Consider the following 16142-nt stretch of genomic DNA (forward strand, 5'->3'; position numbering starts at 1 on the left):
CCCCGCCCAAGGAAAGGCCCGGCCATGTATTCCGACATCCTGCCCGAAGAGGCCCCCGCCCAGCAGAGCCCGGCCTTCACCTACTCCCACCCGGACCAGCCGCTCTTCCGTCGAGCGGTCATCCGCGCCATCGAACGCGCCTCCGGCCGTGCCCGGCTGCAAAGGCTCTATGCCGACTGGGCCTCGCATGGCAAACGCCCCGGCGAATCGGTCTTCGAGGCGGCGCTGCGCCTGCTCGACATCCGCCCGCGCCTTTCCGGCGCCGAACATCTCGATGCCCTCCCCCGCGAAGGCGGCCTCCTGCTGATTGCCAACCACCCGTTCGGTATCATCGACGGCCTCTCCCTAGGCCGCCTGGGGATGGAACTGCGCGGCAATGTCCATATCCTTACCAACAGCCTCCTCTGCCGCCTGCCCGAGGTGGACCCCCATCTCCTTCCCGTCGATTTCTCCGGCACGCCCGAAGCCCGCCGCCTGACCAGCGAAACCCGCCGCCGCGCCGCCGCGCTGCTGGCCGCGGGCAAGGTCGTGGCGATCTTCCCGGCAGGCGGCATCGCCACTGCCAACCGCCCGCTCAAGGGCCATGCGGTGGACAGTCCCTGGCACCCTTTCGTGGGCCGCCTCGCCACCCTGCCCGGCGTCACCACCCTGCCGCTGCACTTCCCCGGCCAGAACTCGCGCCTCTTCCAGATCGCCAGCCACAGTTCCTATGCGCTGCGCCTTGCGCTGATCTTCTTCGAGACCCGCCGCCGCATGGGCCGCCCGGTCGAGATTCGCCTCGGCGAACCCATCACCGCCGAGGAACTCGCCCCCCTCGACCGCACCGCTATCGCCAACACCCTGCGCCGCCGCACCATGGCCCTCGCCGGCCCCGCCCTGCCCGACCCGGACGAGGTCTTCCACTGGCCCGCCCATATCCGCTGGTAACCCGGTCAGAACGCCAGGGCGGCCGTCCCATTCCCCACTGCGCCCGGCCCCTCCCCAAAGACCGAACCACCCCCCTTCACCTTGGCCCCAAATACTCACCTCCAACGCCCCCACCCCAGAGCCGCACCAACCGCTTCCGAACCGCCCCACCCGGGAACCGATTGACCACCCGCCGCCCCATCCCCCGCCCCTCCCCAAAGCCCAACTCCCCCCTTCACCTTGGCCCCAAATACTCACCGCCAACGCCCCCACCCCAGAGCCGCACCAACCGCTTGCGAACCGCCCCACCCCGGAACCGGTTGACCACCCGCCGCCCCATCCCCCGCCCCTCCCTAAAGCCCAACCCCCCTCTCACCTTGGCCCCAAATACTCACCGCCAACGCCCCCACCCCAGAGCCGCACCAACCGCTTCCGAACCGCCCCACCCCGGAACCGGTTGACCACCCGCCGCCCCATCCCCCGCCCCTCCCCAAAGCCCCCCGCCCGCCCCCTCACCTTGGCCCCAAATACTCACTTCCAACGCCCTCACCCCAGAGCCGCGCCAACCGCTTCCAAACCGCCCCACCCCGGAACCGGCTGACCACCCGCCGCCCCTCCCCAAAGACCAAACCCCTCCCCTCACCTTGGCCCCAAATACTCACCGCCAACGCCACCCCCCCAGAGCCGCGCCAACCGCTTCCAAACCGCCCCACCCCGGAACCGGCGGAACATCCTTTTCGCCAAAGACCAAACCCCTCCCCTCACCTTGACCCCAAATACTCACCGCCAACGCCCAACCCCAGAACCGCGCCAACCGCTTCCAAACCGCCCCACCCCGGAACCGGCGGAACATCCTTCCCCCAAAGACCAAACCTCGCCCTATCACCTTGGCCCCAAATACTCACCGCCAACGCCCCCAACCCCAAAGCCGCACCACCCCCCTGCGACCCCTCCCCCCGACGATTCGTTCCCTAACGCCCGTTAACCTTAACGATCCGCCACACCCCCGCGCGTGGCCACAGTTTGCGGCACAGGTTACGGCACAGGATCCGGCACAGCCGATTGCCCCGCCCCTGCCCCGTAAACCCAGCGCCCGCCTCGCTTTTCTGCCCTGTTGGAAAACTTTCACGAAACTGAAGACATTCCGTCACCTCCCCCCGCCATCCCCGCCGCAACCAGTGACAAGGGGACTGACAGATGCTGCTCGAAGCCCGCCAGGTAACCCGGATCTTCGGCCAGAAGGCCGCTGTTGACCGTGTCAGCTTCGCCATCGAGAAACCCGCCTTCATCGGCATCATCGGGCGTTCCGGCGCGGGCAAGTCCACCTTCCTGCGGATGATGAACCGCCTCACCGACGCCACCTCTGGCGAACTTCTCTTCGAAGGCCGCAACATCCTGTCCCTTCAGGGAAAAGCCATGCGCGACTGGCAAGGCCAATGCGCCATGATCTTCCAGCAGTTCAACCTCGTGCCCCGCGCCGATGTCGTCTCCAACGTGCTCCATGGCACGCTCGCCCGGCGCGGCACGCTCTCCACCATGTTCGGCTTCTGGCCCGATGACGACACGCTCAAGGCGCTCGCCATCCTCGACCGGCTCGGCATCGCCGAACAGGCCGCCAAACGGGCCGAGGCGCTCTCGGGCGGTCAGCAGCAGCGCGTCGCCATCGCCCGCGCCCTGATGCAGGACCCGAAAATTATCCTTGCGGATGAACCCATTGCCAGCCTCGACCCGATGAATGCCCAGCTCGTGATGGATACCCTCCGCCGCATCCATGACGAAGACCGCCGCCTCGTCATCGCCAATCTCCACACCCTCGATACCGCCCGCCGCTACTGCGACCGCGTCATCGGCATGCGCGACGGCCGCGTCGTCTTTGACGGGCGTCCCGAACAGCTCACCACCGGCGTCGCCCGCGACATCTACGGCGCCGATGCCAGCTTCAACGAAAGCGCCACCTCCACCTCCATCGAAGGCCTCGGCCGCGAGGGGGACAAGGCCTATGCCGCTGAAATGCTTTCCTGATTTCCACCGCCCCACGCTGTGGGGCTTTCCTCAACGGAGTGCTCCGATGAAACATCTGCTTGCCATTCTTGCCGCCACCACCGCCCTCGCCGGCACTGCCCAGGCGCAGGAGATCACCGAATTCAACATCGGCATCCTCGGCGGCGAAAACGCCCAGGACCGCCTGACGAACCAGGAATGCTTCCGCGCCAAGATCGAAGAAACGCTCGGCGTCCCGGTCAAGCTCTTCGCCCCGGCCGACTATGACGGCGTGATCCAGGGCCTGCTCGGCGGCACGATCGACTATGCCTGGCTCGGCGCCTCGGCCTTCGCCAAGATCCACCTGACCGACCCGAATGCAGTGGACCTGAAGCTGACCAAGCAGAACGTGGACGGCTCCACCGGCTACTACTCCATCGGCTTCGCCCGCGCCGACTCTGGCATCACCTCCATCGAAGATGCCAAGGGCAAGGTCTTCGCCTTCGCCGACCCGAACTCCACCTCCGGATATCTGGTGCCGGGCGCGGAACTGATCGCAACCTATGGCCCGCTGGAGGACTACTTCGCCGAAGTGAAGATGTCGGGCGGCCATGAACAGTCCATCGTCGGCGTCCATAACGGCGACTTCGACGCCGCCGTGTCCTGGGCCGATGGCCTGGGCAACTGGGAAGACGGCTACAATTCGGGCGCCTTCCGCCGCGCCGCCGATGCGGGCCTCGTGGACATGAACAACCTCGTCGAAATCTGGCGCTCCAAGATGATCCCCGAAGGCCCGATGGTCATCCGCTCGGCCCTGCCGCAGGACGTGAAGGACAAGGTCACCCAGCTCACCGCCGACCTGTGGGAAACCGATCCGGAATGCGCCTACAACGTCGCCGCCGGCGATGCGAAGGATTTCGTCCCGGTGGACATCTCCGCCTATGAAGGCGTGCTCGCCGCGCGCAAGCTTCAGGAAGGCATGTAAGCCTTTACACCGCAAAGCCGGGCTGCCCATCGGGCGGCCCGGCCCTTTTTTTGGGGGCCTCATGGTAGATATCGCATTCGGGCCGGAACCGGGAAAACGTCCCGATCTTTCCGTTTCCAACACCCGTTATCTGGAAATGGTCCGCCGCAAGCGCATGTATGGCGGCATCCTTCTGGTCTTCTTCATCGCCCTCACCGCCGCAGGCTGGATGCTGGCCGAAGAGCGCAACGCGGGCGATTTCTGGTCCGGCCTGCCGCAGGTCATCGACTTCCCGGCCGAGGTTCTGACCGAAGCCTGGATGAACCGCGCCAACATCGCCGGATATGCCTGGGAACATTTCCCCGCCCTGATCGAGACGATCAACATCGCCGCCGTCGCCACCCTTGTCGGCGCGCTGGCCGCCATGGCCCTGTCGCTGCTGGCCACCCGTGGCCTTGCCCGCTGGCCCCGCCTCATCCCGGTCTTCCGCCGCACGATGGATGCGCTCCGCGCCATCCCCGAAATCGTGATCGCGCTGGTCCTGATCTATATCCTCGGCGGCGGCCCCGTCCCCGCCGTCATCGCCATCGCCCTTCATACGGGCGGCGCACTGGGCAAGCTCTTCTCCGAAGTCGCTGAAAACGCGGACACAAAACCCATCGAGGGCCTCGCCTCCGTCGGCGCTACGTGGTCACAGCGCATGTGGCTGGGCGTCATCCCGCAGGTGGCGCCGAACTGGCTCTCCTATGCCCTCCTGCGGTTCGAGATCAACGTCCGCGCCAGCGCCATCCTCGGCTTCGTCGGCGAAGGCGGGATCGGGCATGACCTCAAGGTCGCGATGCAATGGGGCCAGGGCCGCTATGATCAGGTCGTCGCGATCTTCCTGCTCCTCTTCATCACCATCGTCGTGATCGACCAGATCTCCGACCATTTCCGCCACAAGCTGGTCAAGGGACACTGACCCATGACGATGACCCTCACCGATCCCGCGCTGGCCGAAACCATCCTCCAGAAACTCCGCCGCAAGCGCCGCATCGCGCTGGCCGTTCCGGCCGTGATCCTCGCTTACCTGATCTATGCCGCGATCAGCTTCGACATCGCGAACCTCGTGCAGCGCGCGCGTTTCGACAATGCCGCGATCCTTCTGTCCGACTTCTGGTCGCACAAGACCCATGTCACCCGCGACAACCGGTCGGGCAACGTCACCATCGCCATCGAGGGCGAAGCGAAAGGCACCTACCCCGAGGGCATGTTGCCCGACTGGGTCACCATCGCCGATGGGGTCACCACGATCGACCTCGGCAATGGCCACCTCATCACCTATGACGATGCCGGGGCCCGCTATGACGTGCCGGGATACGGCCTGATCGACATCCGCTCCGAAGGCGGCCGTCCGGTCATGACCGCGCCGCAACCCATCCCCGACTGGATCAGCGTGTCGCAGAACCGCATCGGCGTCACCACCGATGCCGGACGCTTCAGCTATTCCCGCTCGAAGGTGGAAACCTTCAAATACCATCCGGGGTGGGAATTGTGGTTCTTCACCCTCGACAGCCCCTTCTACGGCAAGTCCTTCCTCGAACTCGTCACCCTCGCCACCGTCGGCGAACGGGTGGACGCCGCCCGCTCCAACCTCGGCTACATGGTCGGCGAATTCTGGACCAACCGCATGTGGCGGCACGGCGATGTGGCCTGGGCCATCTTCGAGACGATGCTCATGGCCTTCCTCGGCACCTTCGCCGCCGCCATCGTGGCCCTGCCCCTCTCCTTCATCGCCGCGCGCAACTTCATGCCGCTGGGCATCTTCCGCGGCACGATCCGGCGCATCTTCGATTTCGTCCGCGGCGTGGACGGGCTGATCTGGACGATCATCCTCTCCCGCGCCTTCGGGCCGGGGCCGATGACCGGGGCCATCGCCATCGCCATCACAGATGCGGGCAGCTTCGGCAAGACCTTCTCCGAAGCGCTGGAAAACATCGACGAGAAACAGGTCGAAGGCATCCGCTCCACCGGCGCCAATGCCACACAACGCGCCCGTTTCGGCGTGATCCCGCAACTCATGCCGGTGATCCTCGCACAGGTGCTCTACTACCTCGAATCGAACACCCGCAGCGCCACCATCATCGGTGCCATCGTCGGCGGCGGCATCGGCCTGTTGCTGACACAGGCCATCATCACCCAGAAGGACTGGGAGGAAGTGGCCTATTACATGGTCCTCATCGTCCTCATGGTCATGCTGATGGACGCCTTCTCGGGCTGGCTGCGGCGCAAGCTCATCAAGGGCGAATGACCAGAATGCCCAAGCTTTCCCCCGACACGCCCTTCCTGCACCCCGATGTGCAAGCCGTGAACTGCACCTTCGGCGCCTATGTCGAAATCGGGCAGGGCTCACGCCTCCAGAACACGACCTTCGAGGATTACGCCTATTGCGACCGGCTTGCCGACATCGCCAACACGACCGTCGGCCGCTTCTCCAACATCGCCGCGCTGACGCGGATCGGGCCGACGGATCACCCCTTCACCCATGCCGCGCAGCATCATTTCCTCTACCGCTCCAGCTACTACTGGGATGATGTGACGGATGACCCGCACTTCTTCGCCGCCCGCGCCGCTCGTCGCACCACCTTGGGCGCGGATTGCTGGATCGGCCATGGCGCCATCATCAAACCCGAGGTGACGGTGGGCATCGGCGCCATCGTCGCCTCCGGCGCCGTCGTCACCCGCGACGTGGCCCCCTTCGCCATCGTGGCGGGCGTCCCTGCCGCGCCCATCCGCAGCCGCTTCACCCCGCAGGTGATCGACCGGCTCTTGGCCCTGTCCTGGTGGAACTGGGATCACACCCGCCTGCGCGCGGCGCTGGCCGATTTCCGCAATCTGAAGGCGGAAGAGTTCCTGGAACGCTACGGCGGCTAAGATCCTATTCCGCCGCCATCCGCACCGCCCGGCCTACTGAGGCCAGCCGCGCCGCCGCCTCGCCCGACAGATGCGCCACGCGCCCGCCGGCCAGCACCATCTCGATGGCCCGCGTCTCCTGATGCACGGCCACCAGATCGGCACGCAGGCCCGCGGCCACCTCCCCCCGGTCCACCAGACCCAGCACCCGCGCCGGTCCGCTCGACACCAGCCGCCAGGCCGCAGGCAGCGCCATCACCCCCTGATCCACCAGCGCCCAGACCGCCAGCGGCAAGGCCGGGATGTGGTAATCCGACACAAGCGCATCGCACAGCCCTTCGCGGATCAGGTCCACCGCCGCGATATTCCCGGCCTGCGACCCGCCGCGCACCACATTGGGCGCCCCCATCACCACCGGATCGCCCGCCGCGCGCGCCGCCGCCGCCGCCCGGCGCGAGGTCGGGAATTCCGCCACTTTCGCCCCGATCATGCGGTAAACCTCGCGCGTTTCGGCATCCGGATCGTCATGGCTGCCATAGGTCACGCCCAGCCGATCAAAGGCCGAAGCCAGCATGCACAACGCCCGTGGCACATCCCGCGCCCGCGTCCGCGCCGCCTCCATCCGCGTCAGAAGCTGCACCTCCGTCAACCCCGCCTTGCGCGCCCAATCGGCAAAACGGGCGGGATTGCCGCGATGCATCTGGAACCCTTCCTCCAGATGATCGTTGAAGATGACATAGCCCACACGGAACCGCTCCACCGCCGCGATCAGGCGCGATGCGGCCTCCACGAGATGCGTCTCGGCCCGGATCTGCACCCGCAGATCGACCACCGCCCCCTCGCGATGGCGCAACACGGCCTCCATAAGCGCCTCGGCATGATCCGGCCCGCGAAAGCCTCCCTCCCAGCTCCAGCTTTGCGCCAGAAAGGCCGTCGTCACCCCGTTCGCCGCCGCTTCCCGCTCGGTCGCCGCCAGGGCGGCAGGCAGGGGGAAAGGTGCCGTCGGGCGCGGAAAGACCTGCCGCTCGAATCCATCGCCATGCAGGTCCACGATCCCCGGCATCAGCCAATAGCCGCGCAGATCCACTTCCGGCAGGCCGGTCGCCTCGACGACCTGCCCCATCGCCACACCGACCGGGCGGCAGACGAAACCGTCCTTGGTCAGGACATCGGCACCGGTCAGGGAAAGGGCAGGCAGGAAAGACGGCATGGGGAACACTCACGGGTTGCAATGGGCTGTGGATAACCGGGGCCTGCAACGGCGGTATGACAGGTCAGCCCCCGGCAACAGTCAAAGTCACGCGATCACCGGCAAACCAGGTGATGCCATATTCCACCGGCCGCCCCTCGCCATCGACATTCACCGCCACGCTGCGCAGCATCGGATCCCCCTCGCGGATGCGCAGCGCCAGCGCCTGCACGGGCTTGGCCGCCTTGGCCGTGATCCGCGTGCTTTCGCGCGTGTAATCCGCCACCCCACAGGCCGCCAGCGCCGCCGTCACCGATCCCGTCTCCGTAATCACCCGCGGCAGATCGGGCAAAGGCCCGGCCGGAAAGATCGACCGGAACAGCGCGATCGGCTGGCCATCCGCCATCGACACGCCCTCCACCACATGCACCGCGTCCCCCGCTGCGATCCGCAACTGCGCGGCCTCTTCGGCATCGGCGGGGCGCGTCTCGATCCGCGTCAGATTGCGCGATGGCGTCATCCCCGCCGCCGTCACTGCCTGATGGAACCGCACCCGACGGCCCAGCGGATATTCCGCCGCCCGCCCCGTCACGAAAACCCCCGCCCCGCGCCGCGCATGGACCAATCCCCGCGCCGCCATATCGGCCAGCGCATGGCGCACCGTATGCCGGTTCACCCCGAAGCGTGCCGAAAGCTCCGCCTCCGTCGGCAGCCGCCCGCCCGGCGGAAAATGCCCCCGCCCGATCTCGGCCTCCAAGGCCGCCGCAATCTCGCGCCACAGCGCCGAACGGGCCATGCCTCCCCCTTCTGTCACACAAGTTTCACCAAAGCGTCGTGGCACCGACTCGCTGGCTGGTGTATGGAATTTGTATAGTTGTATAGGATCATGGACAAGTCCCCCCAGATGTCTAGCCCCCTCCCCACGCAGATGGCCCGCCCCGACTGGCTCGGCCTGCTCGCCCGGTCCAGACCCGCACATCTGGCCGCGCTGATGCCCGACCCCCTGCCCGACCACCACCTGCTCCGCGCCCCGGAAATCGGTGCCGTGATGCTGCGTGGTCGGGCAGGGGCAACCGGCGCGCCCTTCAATCTGGGCGAGATGACGGTCACCCGCTGCTCGCTGCGCCTGTCCTGCGGCACCGTGGGGCATGGCTATGTGCAGGGCCGCGACAAGGCGCACGCCCTGCGCGCCGCCGCGCTCGATGCCCTGCTGCAAACAGCGGCAGGCGAAAAGCTTCAGTCCCGTATCCTCAGCCCCCTCGCAAAGGCCGAGGCAGAGGCCCGCCAGACCCGTGCCGCCAAGGCCGCCGCCACCAAGGTGGAATTCTTCACCCTCGTCCGCGGAGAAGACGCATGATCGCGCCCGACACCCTCTCCGGCGGCCTCGCCGATCCGGCAACCGATGCCGCCCGCGCCTTCCGCGCCTGCCTGACCGCGCTCTCGCGCCCCGGCACCATCGTCACCTTGCGCGGGGCCGAACCGCCCGCCCCCCTCTCCATCGCGGCGGGAACCCTGCTTCTGACGCTGCTCGACGGCACTACCCCCGTCTTCCTCGCCCCGTCGCATGACACGCCCGCCCTGCGCGACTGGATCACCTTCCATTGCAGCGCCCCCTTCGCCCCGGCAGAAGAGGCAAGTTTCGCGCTTGGCACATGGGCCTCTCTCCAGCCCGTCACCCGCTTCGCCATCGGTCAGCCCGACTACCCAGACCGCGCCTGCACCCTGATCGTGGAATGCGACGCCCTCACCCATGACGGCCCCCGTCTGCGCGGCCCCGGCATAAAGGGCAGCGCGCGCCTCTCTCTGCCCGACACCGCCGTCTTCCAGGCCAATCGCGCGCTCTTCCCGCTGGGCTTCGATGCCTTCCTCACGGCAGGCGACCGGCTCGCCGGCCTGCCCCGGTCCACCATCGTGGAGGATGTCTGATGTATGTCGCCGTCAAGGGTGGCGAACGCGCCATCGACAACGCACACGCCTTCCTCGCCGAAGAACGCCGGGGAGATCCGTCCATCGCCGAGATCGGCACCGACCAGATCCGCGAACAACTCCGCCTCGCCGTCAACCGCGTGATGGCCGAAGGCTCCCTCTACGACCCAGACCTCGCCGCGCTGGCGATCAAGCAGGCGCGCGGCGATCTGATCGAGGCGGTCTTCCTGATCCGCGCCTATCGCACCACCCTGCCCCGCCTCGGCCATGCGAAACCGGTGGAAACCGCGCAGATGGCCGTCACCCGCCGCATCAGCGCCACCTTCAAGGATGCGCCGGGGGGCCAGATCCTTGGCCCCACCTTCGACTACACCCATCGCCTGCTCGACTTCACCCTGATGGCGAATGGCGAGGCGCCCTCCGCCCCGCAGGCCATCACAAAAGCGGCCCCCGTCCCGCATATCACCACCTTCCTCGGTCGCGACGGCCTGATCGAAGAGGCCCGCCCCGACGACACCCCGCCCCCCGATCTGACGCGCCAGCCGATGGAACTGCCCGCCTCCCGCGCCACGCGCCTTCAGGCCATCACGCGCGGCGATGAAGGCTTCATCCTCTCGCTCGCCTATTCCACCCAGCGCGGCTATGGCCGCACCCATGCCTTCGTGGGCGAGTTGCGCATCGGGCTGGTCGAGGTGGAGATGGACATTCCCGAACTCGGCTTCACCATCTGCATCGGCGAGGTGGAGTTGACGGAATGCGAAACCGTCAACCAGTTCAAGGGATCAAGGACCGAACCCCCGCAATTCACCCGCGGCTACGGCCTGACCTTCGGCCAGAATGAACGCAAATCCATCGCCATGAGCCTTGTTGACCGCGCGCTGCGCTGGAAGGAACTGGGCGAGGATTTCACCGGCGCCCCCGCGCAGGATGAAGAATTCGTCCTGATGCATGCCGACAATGTGCAGGCGACGGGCTTTCTGGAACATATCAAGCTGCCGCATTATGTGGATTTCCAGTCCGAACTGGAACTGATCCGCAAGCTGCGGGCCGAGGCGATGGCACAGAAGGAGGCGGCGGAATGACCGGCTCAGTCGCGGCGCCGATCCTCAGCCGGGGATCCCATCTGCTCATGCAGCGCGCGTCGCTCGCGGTCATGTTCCAGTGCCTTGTCCTGCATCTGGAACAGACCCAGCCGACTGCGCGTGTCGATCAGAAATCCTCCAGGGCCAACCATCCACTTCGGCGCGAAGCGCATAAGCAGCGCCCGTCCCAGCCAGACCAGCACCGCCGCCCCGCCGAACAGCAAGCCGAACCCGAAAAGCGGGTTCTCTTCGGTGACACGCAGAAACGCTTCCCACATCGCGCGCTCTCCTTCCTCGGCAGATCGTCGCGCAGGACTGAGGCATCAAGATGACCGACTACAACTTCGCCTATCTCGACGAACAGACCAAACGGATGATCCGCCGCGCCATCCTGAAAGGCGTGGCCGTCCCCGGCTATCAGGTCCCCTTCGCCAGCCGCGAAATGCCCATGCCTTACGGCTGGGGCACCGGCGGCGTGCAGGTCACCGCCGCCTGCCTCACCCCCGAAGACCGGCTCAAGGTCATAGACCAGGGCGCCGATGACACGACCAATGCCGTCTCCATCCGCAAGTTCTTCCAGCGCACCGCCGGCGTCGCCACGACCGAGGCAACCGCCGAGGCGACGCTGATTCAGACCCGCCACCGCATTCCCGAACAACCACTCACCCAAGACCAGATCCTCGTCTATCAGGTCCCGATCCCCGAACCGCTCCGCTTCCTCGAACCGCGCGAAACCGAGACGCGCAAGATGCACGAGCTGGAGGAATACGGTCTCATGCATGTCAAACTCTACGAAGACATCGCCCGCCACGGCCATATCGCCACCGCCTATGCCTATCCCGTGAAGGTGGAAGGGCGTTACGTCATGGACCCCTCGCCCATCCCGAAATTCGACAACCCCAAACTCTCGGACAGCCCCGCCCTGCAACTCTTCGGCGCGGGCCGCGAACAGCGCATCTACGCCGTCCCCCCCTATACCCATGTCGTCAGCCTCGATTTCGAAGATCACCCGTTCGAGGCGTCGAAGGCCCCGCATGACTGCGATCTCTGCGGCGCCTCCGACAGCTATCTCGACGAGGTCATCACCGATGACCGGGGCAGCCGCATGTATGTCTGTTCCGACACCGACCATTGCCGCAGCCGCCGCGCGGCGGGCTTCATCGGGCGCCTCGGCACCCCCTTCGCGACGGAGGCCGCGGAATGACCCTCATGCAACCCGTCGCCCTCGACACCCCGCTCCTCGCCGTCCGGGGCCTGACCAAACGCTACGGCCCCCGCATCGGCTGCGCCGACATCTCCTTCGACCTCTGGCCGGGCGAGGTGCTGGGCATCGTCGGTGAAAGCGGCTCGGGCAAATCCACCCTCCTCTCCTGCCTCGCCGGCCATTTGCGGCCTGACGAGGGTGAGGTGATCTTCGCCACCGAGGACGGCCCCCGCGACGTCCTCCAGATGGCCGAGGCCGAACGCCGCCGCCTCGCCCGCAGCGACTGGGCCTTCGTCCACCAGAACCCGCGTGACGGGCTGCGCATGGGCGTCACCGCAGGCGGCAATGTCGGCGAACGCCTGATGGCCGTCGGCGCCCGCCATTATGGCGACATCCGCGCACGCGCCACCGATTGGCTGGGAAGGGTCGAAATCGCCGTCGAACGTATCGACGACCGCCCCTCCGCCTTTTCTGGCGGGATGCAGCAGCGCCTCCAGATCGCGCGCAACCTCGTCACCGGCCCGCGCCTCGTCTTCATGGACGAACCGACCGGCGGTCTGGATGTCAGCGTGCAGGCCCGCCTCCTCGACCTGCTGCGGGGCCTCGTCCGCGAGATGGGCCTTTCGGCCATCATCGTGACTCATGACCTTGCCGTCGTCCGCCTTCTGGCCGATCGCCTGATGGTCATGAAATCCGGTCGCGTCGTGGAACAGGGCCTGACCGATCAGGTGCTGGACGATCCGCAGCATGCCTATACCCAGCTTCTCGTCTCCTCCGTCCTTCAGGTCTGATCCGATGATCCGCGTCTCGAACCTTTCCAAGAACTTCACCCTGCACAATCAGGGCGGCACCGTCCTGCCCGTGATGCGCGGGGCCGACCTCACCGTGATGCCGGGCGAATGCGTCGGCCTCATCGGGGCCTCCGGCGCGGGGAAATCCACGCTGATGCGGATGATCTGGGGCAACTACCTTGCCGCCTCGGGCAGCATCATGGTGGGCGACCTTGATGTCGTGCAGGCCGAACCGCGCCAGATCATCGCGCTGCGCCGCGCCACGCTGGGCTATGTCAGCCAGTTCCTGCGCGTCGTCCCGCGCGTGCCAACGCTCGACGTTGTGGCCGAACCGCTCCTCGTCCTCGGCACGCCGCAGGATCAGGCCCGCGCCCGCGCCGCCGACCTGCTCTCGCGCCTCAACATCCCCGAACGGCTCTGGTCCCTCTCGCCCACCACCTTCTCGGGCGGCGAACAGCAGCGCGTGAACATCGCGCGCGGCTTCGCCCATCCCTACCCGGCCCTCCTTCTTGACGAACCCACGGCCAGCCTCGATGCCGCCAACCGCGCCGTCGTCCTGTCGCTGATCCAGGAGGCAAAGGCGCGCGGCGCGGCCATCCTCGGCATCTTCCATGACGAAGCCGCCCGCGCGCAGGTCTGCGACCGCTTTGTCGATGTGGGCAGCTTCACCCCGAAACCGCAGGGGGCCGCCGCATGACGGCCAACGCTCAGCCGGGCCGCCTCTTCGCCGTCGTCGGCCCTTCCGGCGCGGGCAAGGACACGCTGATCGCTGCCGCCCGCGCCGCGCGGCCCGATCTGGTGATCGTCCGCCGTGTCATCACCCGCCCCTCCGAACTGGGCGGAGAGGATTTCGACGGCGTGACCGAGGCCGATTTCGCCGCCCGCAAGGCGCGGGGCGATTTCGCGCTGGACTGGCGCGCGCATGGCCTGCGCTATGGCCTGCCCGCCGCCCAGATCGCCGAACGCCACAAGGGGCGCGATGTCCTCTTCAACGGCTCCCGCGCCGCGCTGGACCCGGCGGCGCAGATGTTCCCCAACCTGACCGTGATCCGCGTCACCGCGCCCTCTTCGGTGCTGATGGACCGCCTCCTCGCCCGTGGCCGCGAAAGCCGCGAAGATATCGCCGCCCGCCTGCAACGGCCCAGTTTCGACCTGCCCGCCAACCTGCATGTGATCGACGTGCTGAACGACGGCCCCGTCGAACAGGGCGTCGCCCGGTTCCTCACGGCCCTTCAGCCGGTCAGCGCGTGACGCGACAGCAGATGGAACCGACCCGCCCCATCCTCGCCGAACAGGCACAGATCCGCGATCACGAAGGGGCGCGGCAACACCGGTGCGAAATGCGCGGCCAAAGCCGCCGCCACCGGCCCCGCCACCCCATCCGCCAGCCGATCCGTCAGCGTCAGATGGAACCGGAATTCCTCCATCACGTAAGGATAACCCCAGCGCGCCAGCAATTCCCGCTGCCGGGGCGACAACCGCTCAGGCCGCCGCCGCGCGATTTCGGCCTCGGTCAGGGGCGCGCGCAGGTGATCCGTTCCCTCCACCACCGCCGCGCCCAACTCCAGCAGCGCCGCCTCGCACCCCTCGGGCGTCAGCGCAAGGAAGCCTTGCAGGTTCTCCAGCACCAGCCCGTCACAAACCACAGGCCCCAACCGCGCAGCCAGCGCCGCCACAGCGCCCTCCACCGCGCCACGGTCCAACCCCTCGGCAGGCCGGAACGGCGCGCGGATCGTGCCATGGAACCCGTATTTCCGCGGATCGGCGGTGATATCGCCCAGACCATCGGGCAATCCCTCCGGCACCGGGCCGGACAGCGCCGCACCCGCCACCGCATCCCAACCCAGCCACTCCGCCGCGCGGGTGGCGAACTCGCCCTCGGCGGGCGCGTAATAGACGGCAAATCGCTTCATCTGGTCCATGCCCGCCTGCCTAGCCCCGCTTTGTCACATGGATGTGACGCGGCCATGCCACGGCACCCCACCGGACCCTTCTCCGCACCACAGGACCCATCTGCACCATGACCGACGAAACCCTCCTTTCCAACGCCACGCTCATCCTGCCCGATGCCACGATCACCGGCACGATCCGCCTCTCCGGCGGCACCATCGCCGATATCGCAGAAGGCGCGGGCGTGGCGAAAGGGGCCATCGACTGCGGCGGCGATCTGGTCATGCCGGGGCTGATCGAACTCCATACCGACAACCTCGAACGCCATATCGAACCCCGGCCAAAGGTGGACTGGCCCCATGCCGCCGCCATCCTCGCCCATGATGCGGAACTGGCTTCCGTCGGCATCACCACCGTCTTCGATGCGCTGCGCGTGGGCTCCGTCATCTCCAACGCCAAGGCGAATTACGGCGAATATGCCCGCGCCCTGGCCGATGAGATCCTCGACCTGCGCGCGTCACAGGCGCTGCGTATCAGCCATTTCCTCCACCTGCGCGCCGAAGTCTGTTCCGAAACCCTGACGGAAGAGCTTGCCAAATTCGGCCCCGAAGACAGCGTCGGCATCGTCAGCCTGATGGACCATACCCCCGGCCAGCGCCAGTTCCGCGACCTCACGCAACTGCGGAAATATGTCTGCGGCAAGCACGGCATCTCCGAAGCCGAATTCGAAGATCACATTGCCGCGCAGAAATCCCTTTCCGCCCGCCTCGGCGCAGAACACGAAGCCGCCGCCGTCGCCGCCGCCCGCCGCTATGGCGCGGTGCTGGCCAGCCATGACGACACCGATCCCGACCACGTCGCCCGCTCGGCCACCCATGGCGCGCATTTCGCCGAATTCCCCACCACGCCCGAGGCCGCACAGGCCTGCCGCGACCACGGCATCGCCATCATGATGGGCGCGCCGAACCTGATCCGGGGCGGCAGCCATTCCGGCAATGTCGCCGCACAGGCCTTGGCCGAAGACGGGCTGCTCGACATCCTGTCGTCGGATTACGTGCCCTCCTCGCTCCTGACCGGCGCGCTGCAACTGGGCGATCTCTGGGGCGATATGGCGCGCGGCGTGGCCACCGTCACCGCCGCCCCTGCCGCCGCCGCCGGGCTGCCCGACCGGGGCCGTCTCGCTCTCGGTGCGCGGGCCGATGTGATCCGCGTCACCCGCATCGGCCCCGCCGCCGCCCTGCGCGGCGTCTGGGTGCAGGGAAAGCGCGTCTCCTGACGGAATAGACACGCCCCTTCCACCGTTGTCCTCGGCAAAGCC

18 protein-coding genes are annotated in these 16142 nt (G+C 67.3%); 14 read left to right on the top strand and 4 right to left on the bottom strand.

The annotated features are described in order from the left end of the window. The first annotated feature begins 24 nt into the window (after positions 1-24). From C0V75_RS13915 to C0V75_RS13940, 6 genes are all read left to right on the top strand, one after another. On the top strand, positions 25-927 hold the full coding sequence (locus C0V75_RS13915; protein WP_101921556.1) for a 1-acyl-sn-glycerol-3-phosphate acyltransferase: 903 nt from the start codon (positions 25-27) through the stop codon (positions 925-927). 1176 nt (positions 928-2103) lie between these two features. Further along, a complete protein-coding gene (phnC, locus tag C0V75_RS13920) occupies positions 2104-2928 on the top strand; it encodes a phosphonate ABC transporter ATP-binding protein (RefSeq protein WP_371410690.1) in 825 nt (274 codons plus the stop codon). Between the two features lie 46 nt (positions 2929-2974). Then, a complete protein-coding gene (gene phnD / locus C0V75_RS13925; RefSeq protein ID WP_101921557.1) occupies positions 2975-3871 on the top strand; it encodes a phosphonate ABC transporter substrate-binding protein in 897 nt (298 codons plus the stop codon). Positions 3872-3932: 61 nt separating this feature from the next. Further along, a complete protein-coding gene (phnE, locus tag C0V75_RS13930; protein ID WP_101921558.1) occupies positions 3933-4811 on the top strand; it encodes a phosphonate ABC transporter, permease protein PhnE in 879 nt (292 codons plus the stop codon). A 3-nt stretch (positions 4812-4814) separates the two neighbouring features. Next, entirely contained in the window at positions 4815-6140 is a 1326-nt protein-coding gene (gene phnE / locus C0V75_RS13935; RefSeq protein ID WP_101921559.1) for a phosphonate ABC transporter, permease protein PhnE, read from the top strand. Between the two features lie 5 nt (positions 6141-6145). Further along, a complete protein-coding gene (locus C0V75_RS13940; protein ID WP_101921560.1) occupies positions 6146-6763 on the top strand; it encodes a chloramphenicol acetyltransferase in 618 nt (205 codons plus the stop codon). A 4-nt stretch (positions 6764-6767) separates the two neighbouring features. Here C0V75_RS13940 and C0V75_RS13945 read toward each other — a convergent pair whose 3' ends face one another. Continuing rightward, positions 6768-7952 carry an alpha-D-ribose 1-methylphosphonate 5-triphosphate diphosphatase gene (locus tag C0V75_RS13945; protein WP_101921776.1) on the bottom strand — a complete coding sequence of 395 codons (1185 nt, stop codon included), beginning with the start codon at positions 7950-7952 and terminating at the stop codon, positions 6768-6770. Between the two features lie 64 nt (positions 7953-8016). Next, complete coding sequence (gene phnF / locus C0V75_RS13950; RefSeq protein ID WP_101921561.1) at positions 8017-8727, bottom strand: phosphonate metabolism transcriptional regulator PhnF; 711 nt, start codon at positions 8725-8727, stop codon at positions 8017-8019. Positions 8728-8835: 108 nt separating this feature from the next. Here phnF and phnG point away from each other — a divergent pair, with 108 nt between their 5' ends. From phnG to C0V75_RS13965, 3 genes are read left to right on the top strand one after another with little or no spacing between them, the layout of a single operon-like run. Next, on the top strand, positions 8836-9288 hold the full coding sequence (phnG, locus tag C0V75_RS13955; RefSeq protein WP_101921777.1) for a phosphonate C-P lyase system protein PhnG: 453 nt from the start codon (positions 8836-8838) through the stop codon (positions 9286-9288). After that, positions 9285-9857 carry a phosphonate C-P lyase system protein PhnH gene (gene phnH, locus C0V75_RS13960; RefSeq protein WP_371410691.1) on the top strand — a complete coding sequence of 191 codons (573 nt, stop codon included), beginning with the start codon at positions 9285-9287 and terminating at the stop codon, positions 9855-9857. The genes phnG and phnH overlap by 4 nt, the downstream gene beginning before the upstream one ends. Then, the gene (locus C0V75_RS13965) at positions 9857-10939 is read left to right on the top strand and encodes a carbon-phosphorus lyase complex subunit PhnI (RefSeq protein WP_101921562.1); all 1083 of its coding nucleotides are present in this window, start codon (positions 9857-9859) and stop codon (positions 10937-10939) included. Before phnH ends, C0V75_RS13965 begins: the two co-directional genes overlap by 1 nt. Before the next feature lie 5 nt (positions 10940-10944). Here C0V75_RS13965 and C0V75_RS13970 read toward each other — a convergent pair whose 3' ends face one another. Beyond that, positions 10945-11217 (bottom strand): hypothetical protein, encoded by a 273-nt coding sequence (locus C0V75_RS13970; RefSeq protein WP_101921563.1) that lies wholly within the window; start codon positions 11215-11217, stop codon positions 10945-10947. Positions 11218-11267: 50 nt separating this feature from the next. Between C0V75_RS13970 and C0V75_RS13975 the strand changes: the two genes are divergently transcribed. Genes C0V75_RS13975 through phnN form a run of 4 tightly spaced genes read left to right on the top strand, consistent with a single transcriptional unit; the run spans position 11268 to position 14185 of the window. Then, on the top strand, positions 11268-12143 hold the full coding sequence (locus tag C0V75_RS13975; protein WP_101921564.1) for an alpha-D-ribose 1-methylphosphonate 5-phosphate C-P-lyase PhnJ: 876 nt from the start codon (positions 11268-11270) through the stop codon (positions 12141-12143). After that, positions 12140-12934 (top strand): phosphonate C-P lyase system protein PhnK, encoded by a 795-nt coding sequence (gene phnK / locus C0V75_RS13980; protein ID WP_173861076.1) that lies wholly within the window; start codon positions 12140-12142, stop codon positions 12932-12934. Before C0V75_RS13975 ends, phnK begins: the two co-directional genes overlap by 4 nt. Before the next feature lie 4 nt (positions 12935-12938). Next, entirely contained in the window at positions 12939-13631 is a 693-nt protein-coding gene (gene phnL / locus C0V75_RS13985) for a phosphonate C-P lyase system protein PhnL (protein WP_101921565.1), read from the top strand. Then, on the top strand, positions 13628-14185 hold the full coding sequence (phnN, locus tag C0V75_RS13990) for a phosphonate metabolism protein/1,5-bisphosphokinase (PRPP-forming) PhnN (RefSeq protein ID WP_101921566.1): 558 nt from the start codon (positions 13628-13630) through the stop codon (positions 14183-14185). The genes phnL and phnN overlap by 4 nt, the downstream gene beginning before the upstream one ends. Here the strand turns inward: phnN and C0V75_RS13995 are convergent. Then, entirely contained in the window at positions 14167-14856 is a 690-nt protein-coding gene (locus C0V75_RS13995) for a DUF1045 domain-containing protein (protein ID WP_101921567.1), read from the bottom strand. The genes phnN and C0V75_RS13995 overlap by 19 nt on opposite strands. 98 nt (positions 14857-14954) lie before the next feature. Between C0V75_RS13995 and C0V75_RS14000 the strand changes: the two genes are divergently transcribed. Beyond that, the gene (locus tag C0V75_RS14000; RefSeq protein WP_101921568.1) at positions 14955-16100 is read left to right on the top strand and encodes an alpha-D-ribose 1-methylphosphonate 5-triphosphate diphosphatase; all 1146 of its coding nucleotides are present in this window, start codon (positions 14955-14957) and stop codon (positions 16098-16100) included. Positions 16101-16142: the final 42 nt, after the last annotated feature.

The organism is Tabrizicola sp. TH137, from assembly GCF_002855575.1.
GTDB lineage: Bacteria > Pseudomonadota > Alphaproteobacteria > Rhodobacterales > Rhodobacteraceae > Paragemmobacter.